The sequence below is a fragment of the Niallia sp. Marseille-Q9988 genome (genome assembly GCF_976954375.1).
Window position 1 is genome coordinate 316,743 of the sequence record NZ_CDRJSZ010000002.1, and the last position, 17,532, is coordinate 334,274.

The following is a 17,532-nucleotide window of genomic DNA, read 5'->3' on the forward strand; positions in this document are numbered from 1 at the left end:
AGAAAGGAAGGCTGTGTTCTCTATAAATAGTAAAACTCCCATCAAAAAACACAAGAAAATCCAAAAAATATTAAAAAATTTACATGACTACGCTAAAATAAAGGAAAATAAGTAAAAGAAGAGTGGAAATATATATTATAGGAGTTCATAAATGGTCAATTCAATATTAAAATCCCAATATGATAAAGCGATTCAACAAACAAAAACGCTTATCATGAATGACGTAAATAAGTATTTAGAAAAACAAGAAACTAAACCATCCTTTGAACAATACATGGCTGATCGAAAGGTGTTTATCGAGCAAATATGGTTAAACACATGGATTAATACAGCTGCCAGCCATATTCGTTATTCTGAAAAAAAGGATTATCTTACTAGTAAAGGTTTTGATATCAGTGATCTTAATAAAAAGGATATAAATCGATTGTTTCGAAATGAAATTCGAGATGTTGATGTATTTTCATATGAGGGTTGGCTTAAAGCACATATAGGCGACCATAAAGAGAAATGGGAAAATAGATATAAAGAGATACGGAAAATCTACTTACAACATGTAGAGGAAAATAATGATTTGGAAAGGAAGCGTAAATATTCCGCTAAATTCTCTTATTATATAGAACAATTAATGGAGAAACATTATGAGGAACTTTTTCTTTATATACGCTATTTAACGGGATGTAATATTGCTGTTGAGATCGATAGAAATGGGATTATTTTGCCTTCCATGGAAATAACGTTTGAAGAATATCTATCGAATGAAATGGACATGTCTTATAACCAATTTTACTTTTTAGAAGACAGAACAGAAACATATGAAAATTTAATTTTTCAACATCTCATTGATTTTTTTCCTTCATGGGTAAAAGATAAACTACCAACGCGTATAAAGGAGGAATATCAAGAAGTATTTAATCAATCCTTATCCAACTCCTTTTTACTAGAAGCAAGTACGCCGTTACTTAAAGAAATTACAGGAGAGTTTCTAGAAGATTTATTTCCTGAATATATAATTGATTTAGAGAAGCTATTAGATATTCCTTTTGATATGGAGATTCATAAGGAGATAATGGAGAAGGATCGCAAAAGAAAAGAACTGAAAGAAGCGGAGGATCGCGAGGAACAAAGGCGGCGAAAAGAAGAAGAAGCAAGAATGATTGAGGATATTTTTGGTAAAGAATACTATCCTCCAACTAGTAGAAATATAAAATATGTATTGCATACCGGAGAAACGAATACTGGTAAAACGTATCAAGCAATTAATCGCATGATGGAGGCAGACAGTGGTTTATACTTGGCTCCATTAAGATTGCTGGCATTAGAGATTTATGAAAAACTAAATCAGCAAGGTGTACCTTGCTCTCTTAAAACAGGGGAAGAGGAAAAGCTTGTACTAGAGGCACAACATCAGTCTAGTACAGTAGAAATGTTTCATGAGAAAGAATATTATGACGTAGTGGTTATCGATGAATCCCAAATGATTGCAGATAAGGAACGGGGATTTTCATGGTATCGAGCAATAACGAAGGCAAATGCAAAAGAGATTCATATTATCGCAAGTCTACATGCAAAAAATATGCTTCTGCAGCTACTAGGCGATGCAAATGTGGAAGTCCACGAGTATCGTAGGGATACGCCGTTACAAATAGAAGGGGATTTATTTCAATTGAGCAAAACAAGGAAAGGAGATGCGCTTGTTTGCTTTTCAAGGAGAGGTGTATTAGAAACCGCTTCTGAGTTACAAAGAAATGGCTGGCAAGTAAGTGTAATTTATGGAAGTATGCCTCCAGAAGCTAGAAAAAAACAAATGCAGCGGTTTATTGAAGGAGAAACAAAGGTAATTGTTTCCACAGATGCCATTGGAATGGGGCTTAATTTGCCGATAAGAAGAATCGTATTCTTAGAAAATGACAAGTTTGACGGTATAAGAAGAAGGATGTTAAGCTCTCAGGAAGTGAAGCAGATTGCAGGTAGGGCAGGAAGAAAAGGAATATACGATATTGGCAGAGTTGCTTTTACAAGCGATCGTAAAAAGATGAAGTATTTATTAGAAAAAAAGGATAATGATCTTTATGGATTTACGATTGCACCGACTAATGCTGTATTAGAAAGATTTCAAAAGTACTCTAATAACCTTGGGCTTTTCTTCTATTTATGGGGACACTTTAAAAGTCCAGAGGGAACAAAAAAGGCATCCTTAGCAGAGGAAGTACTATTATATGAAATGATAATGGATACAATGGTGGAAGCTAGAATGTCCTTACATGACTTATTCAGCTTCTTGAAGCTTCCGTTTGCAACAAGTGAAGCAGCCTTACGTGCTCAATGGAAAATCAATATGGAGGCAATTGTTGAAAATAAGGATTTACCAGAACCTAAACTAAAAACAGACAGCTTGGAGGAGTTAGAGTTATCGTATAAGGCTATCGGCCTTCATTTATTATTTTTATATAAATTGGAAAGAAGAACAGAAGCATATTATTGGGAAAAGTTAAGAGGAGAATTGAGTGATCAAATAAATGATCATTTGAAAGCTGGAATTAAAGGGAAAAAGCGTGTTAAAACATGTAGAAAGTGTGGAAAAGAGCTGTCATCTAGATTTAAATTTTCTATCTGTAATGATTGTTTTCATAGAACATAATTTGGAGTAGTATTCTATTGCATATTGCTGACAGAGAAAGGGAAAAAGAAGAGGCTGGGATAAAACTAAATAAATAATTTTTAATAAGAACAATCTCTAATTTAGCTCTTAAATAAAGCTACTTTCTCATGTTGGTTATCTATGTTTTTAAATATATCAAGTGTAAAAACTAAGTCGTTCCATTGCGCTACGGGGTCTCAGCCTTTCCTCTATTTCCCGCAGGAGTCGAGCGTCCTCAGCTCCATTTCAATTCGTTTTTAAACCTTTTTCCCAAATGATAAACACGAACTTTTATGTATATTATAACTATAAAAAAGTTCGTGTTTATTATTAGTTGAAATGCTTATGTCCCAGCCTCTTTCCTACGATTAATCAAGTATTTATTTATTTGTTGATTAGAAGTTTTAATAAAATAGATAAGTTGAGTCAAAAGCAAAAGTCATTTACACTATAAATAATGGAAGAAAATAGAGCAAATTTGCTTTTCATTTTTATCATAAATACTATACTATTAAAATAGAAACTAATTTAAGGAAGGTAATTAAAATGGAATCGAAATTCAAGTTCGGAATTCGCTCCAAAATTATCCTTGGCTACATTGTTATTATACTTTGTTTACTTGTGTCGGTAATTTTGCTCAATAATCAAATTCGATCCTTGCAAGAGGAACGTAACTCGATTATTAATTATGATTCTCGCATACAGGAATTAACTGCTTCCATTGAAAAAAGTGTTTTAGATATGGAAACAGGTCAGCGTGGATTTATAATAACAGGTAACCAAAGCTACTTAATTCCGTATAACGATGGGAAGGAAAACTGGGAAGCGCAATTTGATGAACTTTATCAGTTAATGAAAGATAAACCTGCACAGCAGGAAAATTTATTAGAAATAAAAGATAATATTGAGAATTGGATTAACACAGCAGGCGAGCCAACCATCCAATACAAAGAACAGAATAATCTAGATGCTCTAAATGCTTTTTTTGAGTCAGATTCTGGTCGAGAGTATATAAATGAGATTACAGAGAAGTTTAATTCACTCAGAGATACAGAAAAGACTGCATCTGCTAAGCAAGCAGCAAAATTAGATGCCCAAAATAATACTGTAACCATTGGTCTATTTGGTGCATTAGTTTTGATTTCCCTTGTTGCGATTATTATTGCTAGTCAAATTTCTAAATCCATTGTTAGAACGATTAAAGAAGTGACAGGCACTATTGGTACGATTGCAGCATCTAAAGGCATCATTAATACACGTATACATGTGCGAACGAATGATGAAATAAAAGAGCTTGCTGTAGCGACTAATCTGCTTCTTGATAATGTAGAGCAGAGAGAATGGCTACAGTCTAATGTCGCCGATATTGTGATGAAATTTCAAGGGCTTGCTTCTATTGAAGCATTGTCCAATACATTTATTACAGAATTGGCTAAAAAAACAAATGCTAGTTTTGGAGCATTTTATGTAAAGGATGCACAACAAAAGAATGAAACGTATGTAAAGGCCGCAACGTTCGCAGAATCAGGCGATGCGATTGGCAGAGACACTTTTCAATTAGGAGAAGGGCTAATTGGTCAAAGTGCAAAAGAACAGCGCATGATTCACTATAAGGAAATACCTAATGATTACCGTTTAATCGCAACCGGTTTAGGGGATGTTTCACCGAGAAGCATTATAATTGTACCCGTTATGTTTGAGGGAGACGTTATTGCTGTCTTGGAGCTTGCGACGATGACTGAATTTACAAAGCTTCAGCAAGATTTGATTGTTGGTATAGTAGAATCATTTGGAGTAACGATTAATAGTATTATGGGTAGAATGGAAATTGTTCGCTTATTAAACGAATCTAGAGCCATGACCGAAGAGCTACAGGTACAATCTGAAGAACTACAAACACAGTCAGAGGAATTACAATCACAGTCTGAAGAGTTGCAAATGCAAAAAGAAGAACTGATGGCTACAAATGAACAACTAGAAGATCGAACAAGAGAAGCGGAAGCGAAGACAAAAGATTTAGAAAAAGCAAAAGAGGAATTGGAAGAGAAAACCGAATTGGTCATTCAAAATTCTAATTATAAATCAGAGTTTTTAGCAAATATGTCCCATGAATTAAGAACGCCATTAAATAGTATTCTAATTCTTTCGGAAATGCTTGCAGAAAATGACGCTAATCATCTGTCGGCAGAGGAGATGGAGTTTGCGAATGTCATTCATTCTTCTGGTAAAGATCTCCTTTCGCTTATAAATGATATTCTTGATCTTTCAAAAGTTGAGGCAGGAAAGCTCGATGTTCATTTTAGTGAGGTAAGTATTAATGATATTACTTCACAATTGGAGAGAAGTTTTGCCCCTATTGCAAAGCAGAAGGATGTAGAATTTATTATACATAAGCAGGAAACGCTGAAAGATATTATGTATACAGATGAAAAGAGATTCCAACAAATTATAAAAAATCTATTATCCAATGCCTTTAAGTTTACGGAAAGTGGATCCGTTTCTTTAAATATTAAGAAAAAGCAACAGATAAGTCGAAGCATGAAAGAATTAAGCAGAGAATGGCTGGAAATTTCGGTTTCGGATACCGGTATTGGCATTCCGAGAGATAAACATAAATTAATCTTTGAAACATTCCAGCAGGCAGATGGGGCCACTGTACGTAAATATGGTGGTACTGGTCTAGGACTATCTATTTGTAGAGAATTTGCTAGATTACTAGGTGGATGGATTTCTTTGAAGAGCTCAGAAGGAAAAGGAAGTACATTTACCTTAACGATTCCAAGTCTTCCTAATGGAATAGCTGATGCAAAGCTCAATATTAGTGATATAAATGTTGCAGCTACAATGGAAGTGAAAAAGCAAGAGGCTCGATTTGAAATAGATAAAGAAGAACAGAGACATGAGGAAGAAAGAAAGGCGGAAATCATGTTGTCTAGTGACAAGCATGATGATGTATTTAAAGGGAAAAAAGTATTGATTGTTGATGATGATAACCGCAATATATTTGCTCTTAAAACAACCCTTGAAAAAATAGGGATGGACGTCCTTGTTGCACACAATGGAAAAGAATCGTTAGGAATTATTGAAGAAACACCTGACTTAGATGTGATTCTAATGGATATTATGATGCCAAATATGAATGGTTATGAAACAATGACTATTATTCGTCAAACAATGAACTTGACCGAAATACCTATTATTGCATTGACTGCTAAAGCAATGAAAAACGATCGCGAGAAATGTCTGGAAGCAGGCGCATCGGATTATATTAGTAAACCACTAGATTTAGATCAATTATATTCTGTTCTAAGAGTATGGCTAGTTAAGTAAGGAGGAGGCGGTTATGAATAATCCATTCCTGAATAACGAACACGAGGTAGAGAATCCAGATCATGCAGATATAGAAGTGGATCTGCTGCTTGAAGGGATATTTCGATTATCAGGTTTTGATTTTCGTCAATATAACCGGTCTTCTATTACACGCAGGATCTACTATAGAATGAAAATGGATAATATTCCTACGATTACACGACTACTTGAACGAGTGATTCATGAAGAGGTTTTCCTGGAACAGCTTTTAAATGATTTTTCTATCAATGTAACGGAAATGTTTAGGAATCCAAGCTTTTTTCGTGCATTTAGAGAGCAAGTAATCCCACATTTACGAAAGTATGATGAAATCCGGATATGGCATGCGGGATGTGCTACAGGGGAAGAAGTTTTTTCGATGGCTATTTTATTGGAAGAAGAGGGGCTAAAGGAAAAGGCAGTTATATATGCAACAGATATGAATGAAAATGTACTGCAAAAGGCAAGCAAAGGGGTATTTCCTATACATAAAATGCAAGCATATACTAAGAATTATATGCTTGCAGGAGGAACAAATGCGTTCTCGGAATATTATAAAACAGACCATCAATATGCTTATTTTCATTCTGATCTATTGAAAAATATTATATTTGCCCAACATAATTTAGTAACAGACCAATCTTTTAATGAATTTCATGTCATTATTTGTAGAAATGTACTCATTTATTTTAATCCCATGCTCCAAAACCAGGTGCATCATCTATTTTATGAAAGTTTAAGTAAAGATGGCTTTATTGGTTTAGGAGATAAAGAGACATTAAGCTTTGTTGATGTAATGCCAAAATATAGAGAGCTTGCTGGTGGAGAAAGACTTTATCAGAAAATCTACTAAGATTTATAGGAGCTCTTCTAAAACAATAAAAAGGATTTCTCTTTAGGAGAAATCCTTTTTATTTACTATGTACTCATTAAAGAAATAAGTAAAGTGTTAATTATTTGCCTTTTGCTTGGATCATTAATACACACATGTCATCTGGCTGATTAGACTGTTGCTCTTTTGTTAGAAGGTGATCCATTACGGAGCTGGTATGTTCCCATCTTTTGGAGGAAATTGCTTGGATTTTCTTTTCGGCTTCAAATTCACACGGTCCCATTGCTTCTAAGACACCATCAGTATAAAGGATGATTTGTACATCTTTTTCAAAGGTAACTTCTTTTGTATTAATTTCCATTTCATCGAAAAATCCTACTGCGCAAGTACCTTGTTCTAATGCAACTACTTCCTTTTCATCCATTAGCATATATCCATAAGGATGACCAGCATTGACATATTCCACTGTTTTCTTCTCTGTATCTATTACTAAATAGATTGCCGTAAAGTAGAATGGAAGACCTTCTTTTTCATTTTTTAATAAGGTCATATAGCGATTTAATTCTTTGATAACAAGATCTGGCTTCACTAATTGTTTAACTGATTCTCTCAGGACAGAAGAGATAAACATGCACACTAAAGAAGCGGATATTCCATGTCCCATCATATCTAATAAAATAATTGCATATTTGTGATCATTAATTTTATGCCAATAATACATATCACCTGCAAGATTAAAGGAAGGCAAATAAGAAACTTCAATATGCATATGTTCATCTTCTAAAGGGGCACTTAAAAGACTTCTTTGTACATGTGTTGCTAAGTCTAATTCATACTGAATTTTTTTTTCGTGTTGAGTATGCCAATCCAGCTCTGCCTTTAACCGTAGAGCAACGCGTATTCTTGCGAGGAGTTCGATTTTGTTTAGAGGTTTTGTAATATAATCTACACCACCAATATCCAAGGCTTCCGCGAGCTTATTCTTGTCTTCTAATGCTGTTACAAAGATAATCTGAATATCCTTGAGGTGTTCCATCTTTTTGATGCGTTTACAAGCTTCAATGCCATCGATTTCTGGCATCATAATATCGAGCAATATTAAATCCACACTATTCCCTGTCGAAAGCGGAGCATCAAGTTGTAAATAATGAAATAATTCCTGGGCTGAAGAGAGAGAAACACAATCATCGTACCCAGCGTTTTTTAGTATTTTTTCCATTACAAATAGATTGACAGTATTGTCATCTACTAAAAGAATAGTCATAATTCTTATAACTCCTTGTCTATTATGATGTTAAGAAATAAATTATGTATACCTTATTTTATTTAAAACCATCAAGTGTATATAACTATAATTATACAGATATTTATTGGATAATAATAATTATAAGTATTATAGAATGGAAAAGAAAAAAACATCGCAACATAAGAGTTCTCTTAGATTGGATGTTTTTTCTTTTATAAGCTGTTTTTTTTAAAACCAATGGGAATATGCTTAGCCTATGGAATGAATGTGTATGATTGGAATCAGCATTTCGAAAAATCCTTATTCGTTATGCAGTGAAATTTCCATCATAGCTAAGCATAATGGCTGATTTCACGCCATCAAGTTTTGAAATAGTATTAATAAAGGTAGAGTTATTCTCTTTCACACGAATTTCGTATGTTACTTCAAAATCGTTTCCAGGCATAATTGATTTTGATTTAATGGAGAATTTTTTAGCATGAGTTGAAATAGTTTTTGTTAATGAATCTTCTAACGCTTCATTTGTATATTTAACAACTAATAAATAAGGATTTTCAATTTTGATTCGGTTAGTAAACAGAATAAGAACTAAACCAATTAGGATAGCACCTAATATAACTAGGATAATAAAGCCTGCTCCACAAAGTATTCCTGTAACAATTGCCCAGAATAAATAAACTAAGTCCATAGGATCTTTAATAGGAGTTCTAAAGCGTACAATCGATAAGGCACCAACCATACCAAGTGATAATAGAACATTGGATGATATCCCGATAATGATTAAGGCAGTTGCCATTGCTATAATAATTAGAGAAATATTAAAGGTGTGGGAATAGATGACACCTGAGAAAGTTTTTTTATAAACATAATAGATAAATAAACCGACGCCAAAGGCTACTAACAGCCCTATTAAAGAATCAATTACGGAAAAGTTACTCGTTTTTTCTAAAATACTTGATTTGAAAATATCTTCGAAGCTAATATTACTCATTTTTTTGTTCCTCCTTGAATTTATATAAATTTATCCATACATTCTGCTGATTTGATATTTAGAATAAGTTCCTTTTCTTCTATCACTTAATTGAAGAAGATTTTTGATTATTTCAGGCAAAAATTCATCGTATTTAATCTCTAAAATGGTGATATCTGGGTTGGTTTCAACCATAGGTAAATCCTTGTTCAGTACATCATTATTTCGGAAACTTGTTTTAATGGAGCTATCAAAGGTGATTCGGACATTCCCATAACGATAGATAAATACTTCCCGTTCGTAATCAACCACTGTATGTGGCTTTAATTGATATAAACTCATCTGAATGAATAGTTCTTTGACCAATTCGCGATGGTCATTTTCCATCCACTTAATATCTCCAATGCGGATTTTTTCATATTCTTCTGCTGTAATTCTACATTTATCTTTATAGGTCAAATTATTACGTTTGCTTTTTTTTTCTAAATTTAAGAGGTTTGTATTATAGTCATACAATCTTACTCGAAATTTATCTCGGTTAAGAAGTCCTTCTTTTTTTTGAATAAGTGCCTTGTTTTCAATATTATCGAAGTAAACACTTCTAATTAGATACTTCCCATTATTAGTAGCATGGGGGTCAACTTCCATCACATGCTTTAATTTATTTCTTAATAAGTAACAATCTATTTGATTTAATTCATGTTTTAGTTCGGTTCGGCCATTTAAGCCGTTTAGTTTTTGTGCTTCCATTTTGATTCTCCTTTCTGTTAACTGCTTGGACACATTATCATTTATAAACCTTAATCTATCCTTAAGATTTTTAAGAAGGTATTAATTTTTTGTAAAAATACTGTAAAAGTAGATGCAGGAGAAGAAAGATGAGACTTTTTTTTCTCTATAGATGGAAAGAAAAATAAAAAACGAGATTCTAAAGGAATTGTTAAGGTTGTGCACTCATAATGAAGGCATGGTGAAAGAAAGGAGACATAGTAATGAAAAAAAGTAAAATGAAAAAGTTAGTCTTGCCTATTGCATGTACCTTGCTTTTATTTGCATGTAGTAAGGACAGCGATAACTCCCAAAATAGTAACGATAGCTCACTTAGTGAAATGGATGTGAGTGCATATATTAGTGAAAATATAAGTTTTGAGGAGGAGGATTATCTAACGAATTGGGAAGAAGAAAATCCTACTTATATTACTTTAGATGGGGACAAAATTTCTTACGATGAATCGGCTGCAATAATGACATCTGGATCAACTGTTACCATAAGGTCTGGAGGAGTATATGTTTTAAGTGGTGATTTAGCTGACGGGCAGATAGTAGTTGACGCACCGGATACAGGAGAGGTTCAATTAGTTTTAAATGGAGTAGACATTCATAATAGTGAGTCTTCAGCTATTTTTGTAAAAGAAGCAGAGGATACGATTATTACGCTTGCAGAGGAAACTGAAAATGTTGTGTCTGATGCAGAAACTTATACCGAAGATGATGGATCTGGCGAGCCCAATGCAGCAATCTTTAGCAAGGATGATTTAACAATAAATGGGACAGGTACTTTGGAAGTAGTAGGAAATTATGATAATGGAATTGGAAGTAAAGATGATTTGCGAATTATGGAAGGAACGATAAAAATAACAGCAGTAGATGATGCCATATTGGGCAGAGATTTAGTTGCAATAAAGAGTGGAACGTTTGAAATTAATGCAGGTGGAGACGGTATTAAATCAACGAATACAAATGATACAAAAGGTATTATTGCCATTGAAGATGGAATATTTAATATAAAGGCTGGAACAGATGGTATACAAGCTGAGTCTTCTCTCTATGTGGCAGATGGCGATTTCACCATTACAGCAGGTGGAGGAAGTCCAGAGACTATTGAAGTAAGAGAGGAAATGATGGGAGGACAACCTTGGGGAGATAGCGCAGCTGAAGAGACAGAAGAGGAGGATACACCAAGTACGAAAGGTTTAAAAGCAAATAAGGAAATCGCTATTGGTGGTGGAACATTCGAAATAGATACATTAGATGATGCAGTGCATAGTGACACGAATATTACGATTATGGATGGTGATTTTACTATTCTTACTGGTGATGATGGGATTCATACAGAGAATGAGCTCCTAATTGCTGGTGGAACAATTCAAGTTAATAAAAGTTATGAGGGAATAGAAGGAAAAACAGTCACTATTAATGATGGAGATATATCTGTTGTAACAGCAGATGACGGAATTAATGTAAGTGATGGAAGTAGTGAAAGTGCTGCTCCTGGTGGAGAAATGGGAATGGAATCTGCAGGAAATGCACTATTAACTATCAATGGAGGAAGCATTTACGTAAATGCAGATGGAGATGGATTGGATGCAAATGGATCAATAGTAGTCACAGGCGGTACGACTATTGTTAATGGTCCAACAAATGATGGAAATGGAGCCCTAGACTATGATGGAAGCCTAGAGATAAGTGGAGGAACACTAGTAGCGCTAGGAAGTTCGGGGATGGCACAAACAACATCTGATACATCTAAGCAAAACTCAATTATGATGACCTATTCGGAAACGCAAAAAGCTGGCACTATTGTTCATTTAGAGGATAGTGATGGGAATGTTATTGTAACAGTACAACCAAGCAAGGATTATCAAACGGTTGTGATTAGCTCACCGAAGATTACAGTGGATAGTACTTATGTATTGTATTCTGGTGGTAGTAGCACAGAAGTGAACAGTAATGGTTTAGCTACAGGGACCTATGAAAAAGGAACAGAACTTGTAGAATTTACTATTTCTGACATAGTAACCTACGTCGATGAATCTGGTATTACAGAGGCACCTAGTAATAATATGGGTGGACAAGGTGGCGGCAGAGGAGGAGGACAAGGTGGAAATCCACCAAGTGATGATTTTGAAGGAAATCGAGGAGAAGCTCCTCCTACTGGTAATGGGAATGAGAGACAGGGGGATAATTCTTCCACTAATAGTTCCCAGTAAGTAATTTTTACTGAAAATGATAGCCGGATTAAAAAAAGCTGCTTAGACATAAGGTTCCAAGCCAAAGATAAAGCCAAACAATCAAACGAAAGTTTCGTTGATTGTTTGGCTTTTTTGTTTTTAAAAAGGCTTATTTAGTTGAATTTTTGTTGATTTCACAGTCTTTTTGCTACCCAATTTGCTCCCTTTCATTACTCCATATAGGATAAATATCGCTTCGCTTTTTTTGGATATAACCCTGCTGCCAGTAGCAATGACCATGTTGTATTCCCCTCTATGCGCCCAATGGAACCATGAAGAATGATGCCAAGAAACCGCTTGGTAATAGGAAGATTGTTTATCTGAAATTGTTTATTTGTATGAATATTGGATAGAAAAACAGTGTTTCCCTCCATATTTATTATTTGAAAGAAGCTGTCCTCTATGTCCGTACATTTCTCAAAGATCTGGCTAACCCTTGTTAAGTCTTTTTCGTAATCCCAATTGGATTCAAAAAACTGAGGATACATCTGGAGATATAATCTATTCAACAATTCCTCGCATAACAGTAACTCATTGATGGATTCTTCATAAGGAGCTAACAGCTTTGTCCAGGTTGTTTTTTCTTTTTGATCTAGCCATATGGAAAACTTTCTAAATTCGGAGATGAAATGTTGGATGCTGTTGCTTTCTTTGGAGATTTTTATAGTGTTAGGTAGATGAATATAAAGAAGTAACTCGATAAAGGGTTTTTTACATTTATTCCAAGAGATCGGCATGTTGTCTTCTAGGTAGTCAGTTAGATAACTCGAGAACGTTCGTAAAAACTCATTTCGAAAAAAATCAGTAGGATTTTCTTTCTTATAAGCAATTAAATCGTCGCCATAATATTCAAATAGTCCTCGGTAGCGCATATTAAATTGTGAACTGATTTCAATTTTCTTTAGTATTTCGCTTCTGCTTTGTGTGCTGGTAAGGGGAATCAGTTTAAATGTTGTTTCTGGGGATTTTGTTCTCTGGCGGTGGTTTGTGTGGAAGGAAAAGTTCTTCATGTAATACAATCAACCTTTCGTATTTTTATTTGAAATTTCTGATAATAAAAAGGAGGGAATTCTAAGAGGTTGTCTCTATTATACCCATATAATAGGAATATGTCACTGTTTTTCTAGTTATCTCCTTTCGTACAAATGAAGGATGCTCTACAAAATTGGTAGGGCATCCTTCGTGTAACTTTTAAATTAATATACTTTATCGCCATTAAAGATAGAATTTTTAACAATTACATAATCTACATTACGAATAGAATCTAATTTTTTACCGCCTGCATAAGAGATAGAAGACTGAAGATCTTGTTCCATTTCTGTTAATGTATCCTGTAAAGAGCCTTTATGCTCTACATACATTTTTTTACCTTCGACGTTTTTCTTTTCTCCTTTTTGAAACTCGGAAGCAGAACCGAAATACTCTTTATAGAGCTTTCCGTCTTTTTCAAATGTTTCTCCTGGAGACTCTTCGTGGCCAGCAAATAACGAACCGACCATTACCATTGCTGCTCCAAAACGAACCGATTTTGCGATATCACCATGTGTACGAATACCACCATCTGCAATAATTGGCTTGCTCGCAGCTTTTGCACACCAGCGCAATGCAGCTAACTGCCAACCACCAGTTCCAAAACCTGTTTTAATTTTTGTGATACATACTTTACCAGGTCCAATTCCTACTTTTGTAGCATCTGCACCTGCATGCTCAAGTTCTCTTACTGCTTCAGGAGTTCCAACGTTACCAGCAATAACAAAGCTATTCGGTAAATGCTTTTTGATATGTTTAATCATTGCGATAACGGCATTTGAGTGACCATGTGCAATATCAATTGTAATAAATTCGGGAACCAAATTTTCTTCTGCTAATTGTAATATAAAGTCATATTCTTCTGCTTTCACACCAACACTGATAGAGGCAATTAACTCACGAGATTGCATATCACGGATAAAGGTCTCGCGCGTTTCTGGCTGGAAACGATGCATAATATAGAAATAGCCATTTTCTGCTAAATATACAGCGGTTTTTTCGTCAATAATAGTTTGCATATTTGCAGGCACTACTGGAAGCTTAAATGTATGGCCACCTAATGTTACAGTTGTATCGCATTCTGAACGGCTATCAACAATACACTTAGCCGGAATTAATTGTATATCTTCGTAATCAAACACGTTATCCATTAAAATACACTCCTAAATACGAATATTAAGGTCGCTGTTATCTGAAAATGTTCGACCATTAGGTACTTTACATTATTTTTGCCAGGATGTCAAAGATTTTTCATTTAATGAGATGTTTTTATTGAAGCGTTATCATTTTCGAGAGGGTAAAAAATATTTTGTAAATAAGGAAGATTCCTGTACTCAAGGAACTCCCTTATTTTGAAAGGAGAATGTAAGATTAACTTCTCAACAAGTCATAGCAAAGATAATTGGAAAGGATATAGAAAGTGGCTTAGTAGGAGAATTTCGCTTCAATCTTCGCTTCTATAAGTAACTGTCCTGGTTCTAGATTAGTAGCAATTCCTCCTACCTGACCAAACGACATTTTTGCAAGTGGGATAGGATTGCTAGAATCAGATAGAATTTCATGTATTTTTACCGGAATCGGATCTATCGTTACACGGAGGGTTTCAGCAATGGCCATTGCTTTTGAAAGAGAATCTTTAACCGCTTTTTGAAGTGCTTGCTCATAATATTCCGAACGATTGCTTACATCAAATTGATTACTGGTAACTTGGTTTGCGCCATTTTGAACGGCTGTGTCAATAACGTTTCCTGCAAGTTGAATCGTTTCTACAAGGATAGATAGCAGGTGGGTTACTTTATAGCTTTTGAAGACTTGTTTATTCTCCACATAGTCATATTGAGGGAAAATAGTATAGTCAACGGTTTGAATATTAGAGGAAGGAATACCTAAACCTAGAATGGACGAAATAACTTGTTGATGTTTGGTAGCATTTTCTTTCTGGGCAGTTGTTACATTTTTGGACTCCGTATTAATACCAAGCATAATTTTGCAAATAGTCGGTTCAATGGACAATATGCTATTTCCAAATACTGTTAATATTCTTTTTGACGGAACATTTGTGTGAAAAAGGGGAGAGGAAGGGTACATTATTATTCACCTCTGTATTGTTTATTTATAAAACACCTTATTTTGTAATAATTCCATGGCAGTTGCTATTTCCTGCAATTGTTCACCTGAAAGAGTGTCTATTCTTTTTTTTAATATTTGTTCTACTTCATGAAATACGAGCTTCATTACCTCTTTTCCTTCATCTGATAGCACTATATATTGCTTTCTGCGGTCTTTTTCATCTATGAATTTATTAATTAAGTTTTTTTCCATTAAGTTTTTCAATTCTCGGCTAGTATTAGGCAATGACATTTGATGACATGAACTAATATCACTTAGAATCGCTGGCTCATTGATCGAAATATATTCAAGGATATTATACTGAATCGGAGTTAAATTAGTTGGTCTTAGATCATTCGTTAAAGCGTGCTTTAGTTGATGAACAGATGCTGTAAATGTAATGAATTTCTGAAAAAATTGTCTTTCATCCAAAAGAATCACCCCATAGGTAAGATAGCATAAAAAGTTATCAATAAACAATTATCAATTGATAACAAAAAGATGAAATGGTATTATAGTTATCAAATGATAACTAAAAAGAGGAGGATTCTTATGAATTTATTGATTGTTTTTTCCCATCCCAATCAGAAAAGTTTAAATGGAGCGTTTTTAAAAAGTGTTTTGAATGGCAGTATGGAAAACAGTTCTATAAAGAATATACAGCTTTTAGATTTATATGAAGAAAATTTTAATCCCATTTTATTTTTTGATGAAAAAGTAAAAAGGCGTCATATGTATAAGAACCCAGCTTTTTCAAAGCATAGAGATCAGTTATTATGGGCGGATAAAATCGTTTTTCTTTATCCTATTTGGTGGGGAAGACCACCAGCCATGTTACTAGGGTACTTTGATCAAGTATTATCTGCTCATTTTGCTTATAAAGAAACTGGAAAATATACCACAAAGGGGCTGTTAAAAGGAAAGTCAGTCATCTGTATTTCTACTATGAAGGGACCTGGAATGTACCCCTTTTTCTTTTTGCATAATAGTCATAAGGTTTTAATGAAAAAGGCAGTATTTCGCTTTGTAGGAATTAAAAAAGTGAAATTTTTTGAATTTGGAAGCATGGAAGGAACAGGGCAAGCGAAAAAAATAGATAAGATTTATCGCTATTTTAGAGGAATGTGTGCTTGAAAGATTCTTTCCTAATCAAAGGAACCCCCTAGCCAAAGAGGGAGATTCCTTTGATATTGTTTTAGGCAAATTATGAATTCTTTCTTTCTAAAGATAGTGATTCAGGACGCTCACATGTACTTTCCATTATATAATGTTTATCGCTATCGGAGGAATCCTGGAAACCATACATCGCTTCTAAAACATGATAGGCTAATTCGCTATTTGCTCGATAGTTTCCACCTTCGAGAATTGCCTTGGCCATATCAGCAACGCCAAGCCCTCTATTGTTTTCGTTATACCCGTATGCAAGAGGCACCTCTTTAAATTCCTGTTCATCACGTTTTCTTAATTTTACAGGACCATCAAATGTATTAGGGTCAGGAACAAGTAGCGTTCCTTCGCTTCCGTAAATTTCAATAGGAGGCAATGTGCTACCGCCAAAGGCATCAAAGCTTGTTGTAATACTTCCAATTACACCTGAAGCAAAATCTATTACTCCTGAGATATGCGTAGGGATGAATACTTTCATTTTAGTACCAGCCTTTGGTGCGCTGAGTATCGTTCTTTCTTGATAACTAATCCGCGCCGAACCTGAAATTCGTTTAATCGGTCCCAATAGAGCCACTAAGGCTGTTAAGTAATAGGGCCCCATATCAAACATTGGTCCGCCTCCAATATCATAATAAAAGGCAGGGTCTGGATGCCAATGTTCATGGCCACGACCGATCATGAAGGCAGATGCACCAATTGGTATTCCTATTTCCCCTTGTTCAATCAGATGGATAGCAGTTTGAATTCCAGCTCCCAAGAAAGTGTCAGGTGCACTGCCAACGAGAAGATTATGCTTCTTCGCTGTTTCTAAAATTCGCTTACCTTCCTCTCGTGTCACAGCAAGGGGTTTTTCCGTATAAACATGCTTACCTGCTTCAAGTGCTTGGATGCTGACAGAGGCATGTGCTTTTGGAATGGTTAAGTTGATGACTAGTTCAATCTCAGGATCAGAAAGCAGTTCTTCAACGGAATAAGCATTTGGAATACCGAACTTTTCAGCTTGAAGTTGAGCACGTTGGACATCTAAATCTGCACATGCGACAAGCTCAAGGTGGGGAAACTTCGGACAGTTTTCCATATAAATAGAACTAATATTCCCACAACCGATAATGCCAATTTTAAGTTTTCTCATAAGAAACCCTCCGGTAGATTATGTTTAGCTTTCGATAATTTTTATTTTGA

Annotated in this window: 13 protein-coding genes; 5 read left to right on the top strand and 8 right to left on the bottom strand. The window is 34.7% G+C overall.

The window, feature by feature from the left end; translation table 11 throughout:
* Nucleotides 1-151: 151 nt before the first annotated feature.
* From ACWNMZ_RS04045 to ACWNMZ_RS04055, 3 genes are all read left to right on the top strand, one after another.
* Entirely contained in the window at nucleotides 152-2,638 is a 2,487-nt protein-coding gene (locus ACWNMZ_RS04045; protein ID WP_349204524.1) for a helicase-related protein, read from the top strand.
* Nucleotides 2,639-3,184: 546 nt separating this feature from the next.
* Nucleotides 3,185-5,968 (top strand): ATP-binding protein, encoded by a 2,784-nt coding sequence (locus ACWNMZ_RS04050; protein WP_449598273.1) that lies wholly within the window; start codon nucleotides 3,185-3,187, stop codon nucleotides 5,966-5,968.
* A gap of 13 nt (nucleotides 5,969-5,981) precedes the next feature.
* Complete coding sequence (locus ACWNMZ_RS04055; protein ID WP_031539415.1) at nucleotides 5,982-6,839, top strand: CheR family methyltransferase; 858 nt, start codon at nucleotides 5,982-5,984, stop codon at nucleotides 6,837-6,839.
* A 100-nt stretch (nucleotides 6,840-6,939) separates the two neighbouring features.
* On the opposite strand, the gene ACWNMZ_RS04060 is transcribed toward ACWNMZ_RS04055, so the two are convergent.
* From ACWNMZ_RS04060 to ACWNMZ_RS04070, 3 genes are all read right to left on the bottom strand, one after another.
* On the bottom strand, nucleotides 6,940-8,082 hold the full coding sequence (locus tag ACWNMZ_RS04060; protein WP_031539161.1) for a SpoIIE family protein phosphatase: 1,143 nt from the start codon (nucleotides 8,080-8,082) through the stop codon (nucleotides 6,940-6,942).
* Between the two features lie 289 nt (nucleotides 8,083-8,371).
* Entirely contained in the window at nucleotides 8,372-9,055 is a 684-nt protein-coding gene (locus tag ACWNMZ_RS04065; protein ID WP_031539162.1) for a DUF4956 domain-containing protein, read from the bottom strand.
* Nucleotides 9,056-9,085: 30 nt separating this feature from the next.
* Nucleotides 9,086-9,784: a polyphosphate polymerase domain-containing protein gene (locus ACWNMZ_RS04070; RefSeq protein WP_031539164.1), complete on the bottom strand. Its 699-nt coding sequence runs from the start codon at nucleotides 9,782-9,784 to the stop codon at nucleotides 9,086-9,088.
* Between the two features lie 242 nt (nucleotides 9,785-10,026).
* Here ACWNMZ_RS04070 and ACWNMZ_RS04075 point away from each other — a divergent pair, with 242 nt between their 5' ends.
* The gene (locus ACWNMZ_RS04075; protein WP_035416649.1) at nucleotides 10,027-12,024 is read left to right on the top strand and encodes a carbohydrate-binding domain-containing protein; all 1,998 of its coding nucleotides are present in this window, start codon (nucleotides 10,027-10,029) and stop codon (nucleotides 12,022-12,024) included.
* A 191-nt stretch (nucleotides 12,025-12,215) separates the two neighbouring features.
* Here ACWNMZ_RS04075 and ACWNMZ_RS04080 read toward each other — a convergent pair whose 3' ends face one another.
* From ACWNMZ_RS04080 to ACWNMZ_RS04095, 4 genes are all read right to left on the bottom strand, one after another.
* Nucleotides 12,216-13,055, bottom strand: a complete 840-nt coding sequence (locus ACWNMZ_RS04080; protein ID WP_449598274.1) for a hypothetical protein — start codon at nucleotides 13,053-13,055, stop codon at nucleotides 12,216-12,218.
* 186 nt (nucleotides 13,056-13,241) lie between these two features.
* Nucleotides 13,242-14,225, bottom strand: coding sequence for a GMP reductase (gene guaC, locus ACWNMZ_RS04085; RefSeq protein WP_031539168.1), 984 nt, complete (start codon nucleotides 14,223-14,225; stop codon nucleotides 13,242-13,244).
* A gap of 274 nt (nucleotides 14,226-14,499) precedes the next feature.
* Nucleotides 14,500-15,162 (bottom strand): SIMPL domain-containing protein, encoded by a 663-nt coding sequence (locus ACWNMZ_RS04090; protein ID WP_051641006.1) that lies wholly within the window; start codon nucleotides 15,160-15,162, stop codon nucleotides 14,500-14,502.
* A gap of 21 nt (nucleotides 15,163-15,183) precedes the next feature.
* Entirely contained in the window at nucleotides 15,184-15,624 is a 441-nt protein-coding gene (locus ACWNMZ_RS04095; RefSeq protein ID WP_231512588.1) for a MarR family winged helix-turn-helix transcriptional regulator, read from the bottom strand.
* Nucleotides 15,625-15,735: 111 nt separating this feature from the next.
* On the opposite strand from ACWNMZ_RS04095, the gene ACWNMZ_RS04100 reads away from it, so the two are divergent.
* Entirely contained in the window at nucleotides 15,736-16,317 is a 582-nt protein-coding gene (locus ACWNMZ_RS04100) for an NAD(P)H-dependent oxidoreductase (RefSeq protein ID WP_031539171.1), read from the top strand.
* Between the two features lie 70 nt (nucleotides 16,318-16,387).
* Here ACWNMZ_RS04100 and ACWNMZ_RS04105 read toward each other — a convergent pair whose 3' ends face one another.
* Entirely contained in the window at nucleotides 16,388-17,482 is a 1,095-nt protein-coding gene (locus ACWNMZ_RS04105; RefSeq protein ID WP_031539173.1) for a Gfo/Idh/MocA family protein, read from the bottom strand.
* Between the last annotated feature and the right edge of the window lie 50 nt (nucleotides 17,483-17,532).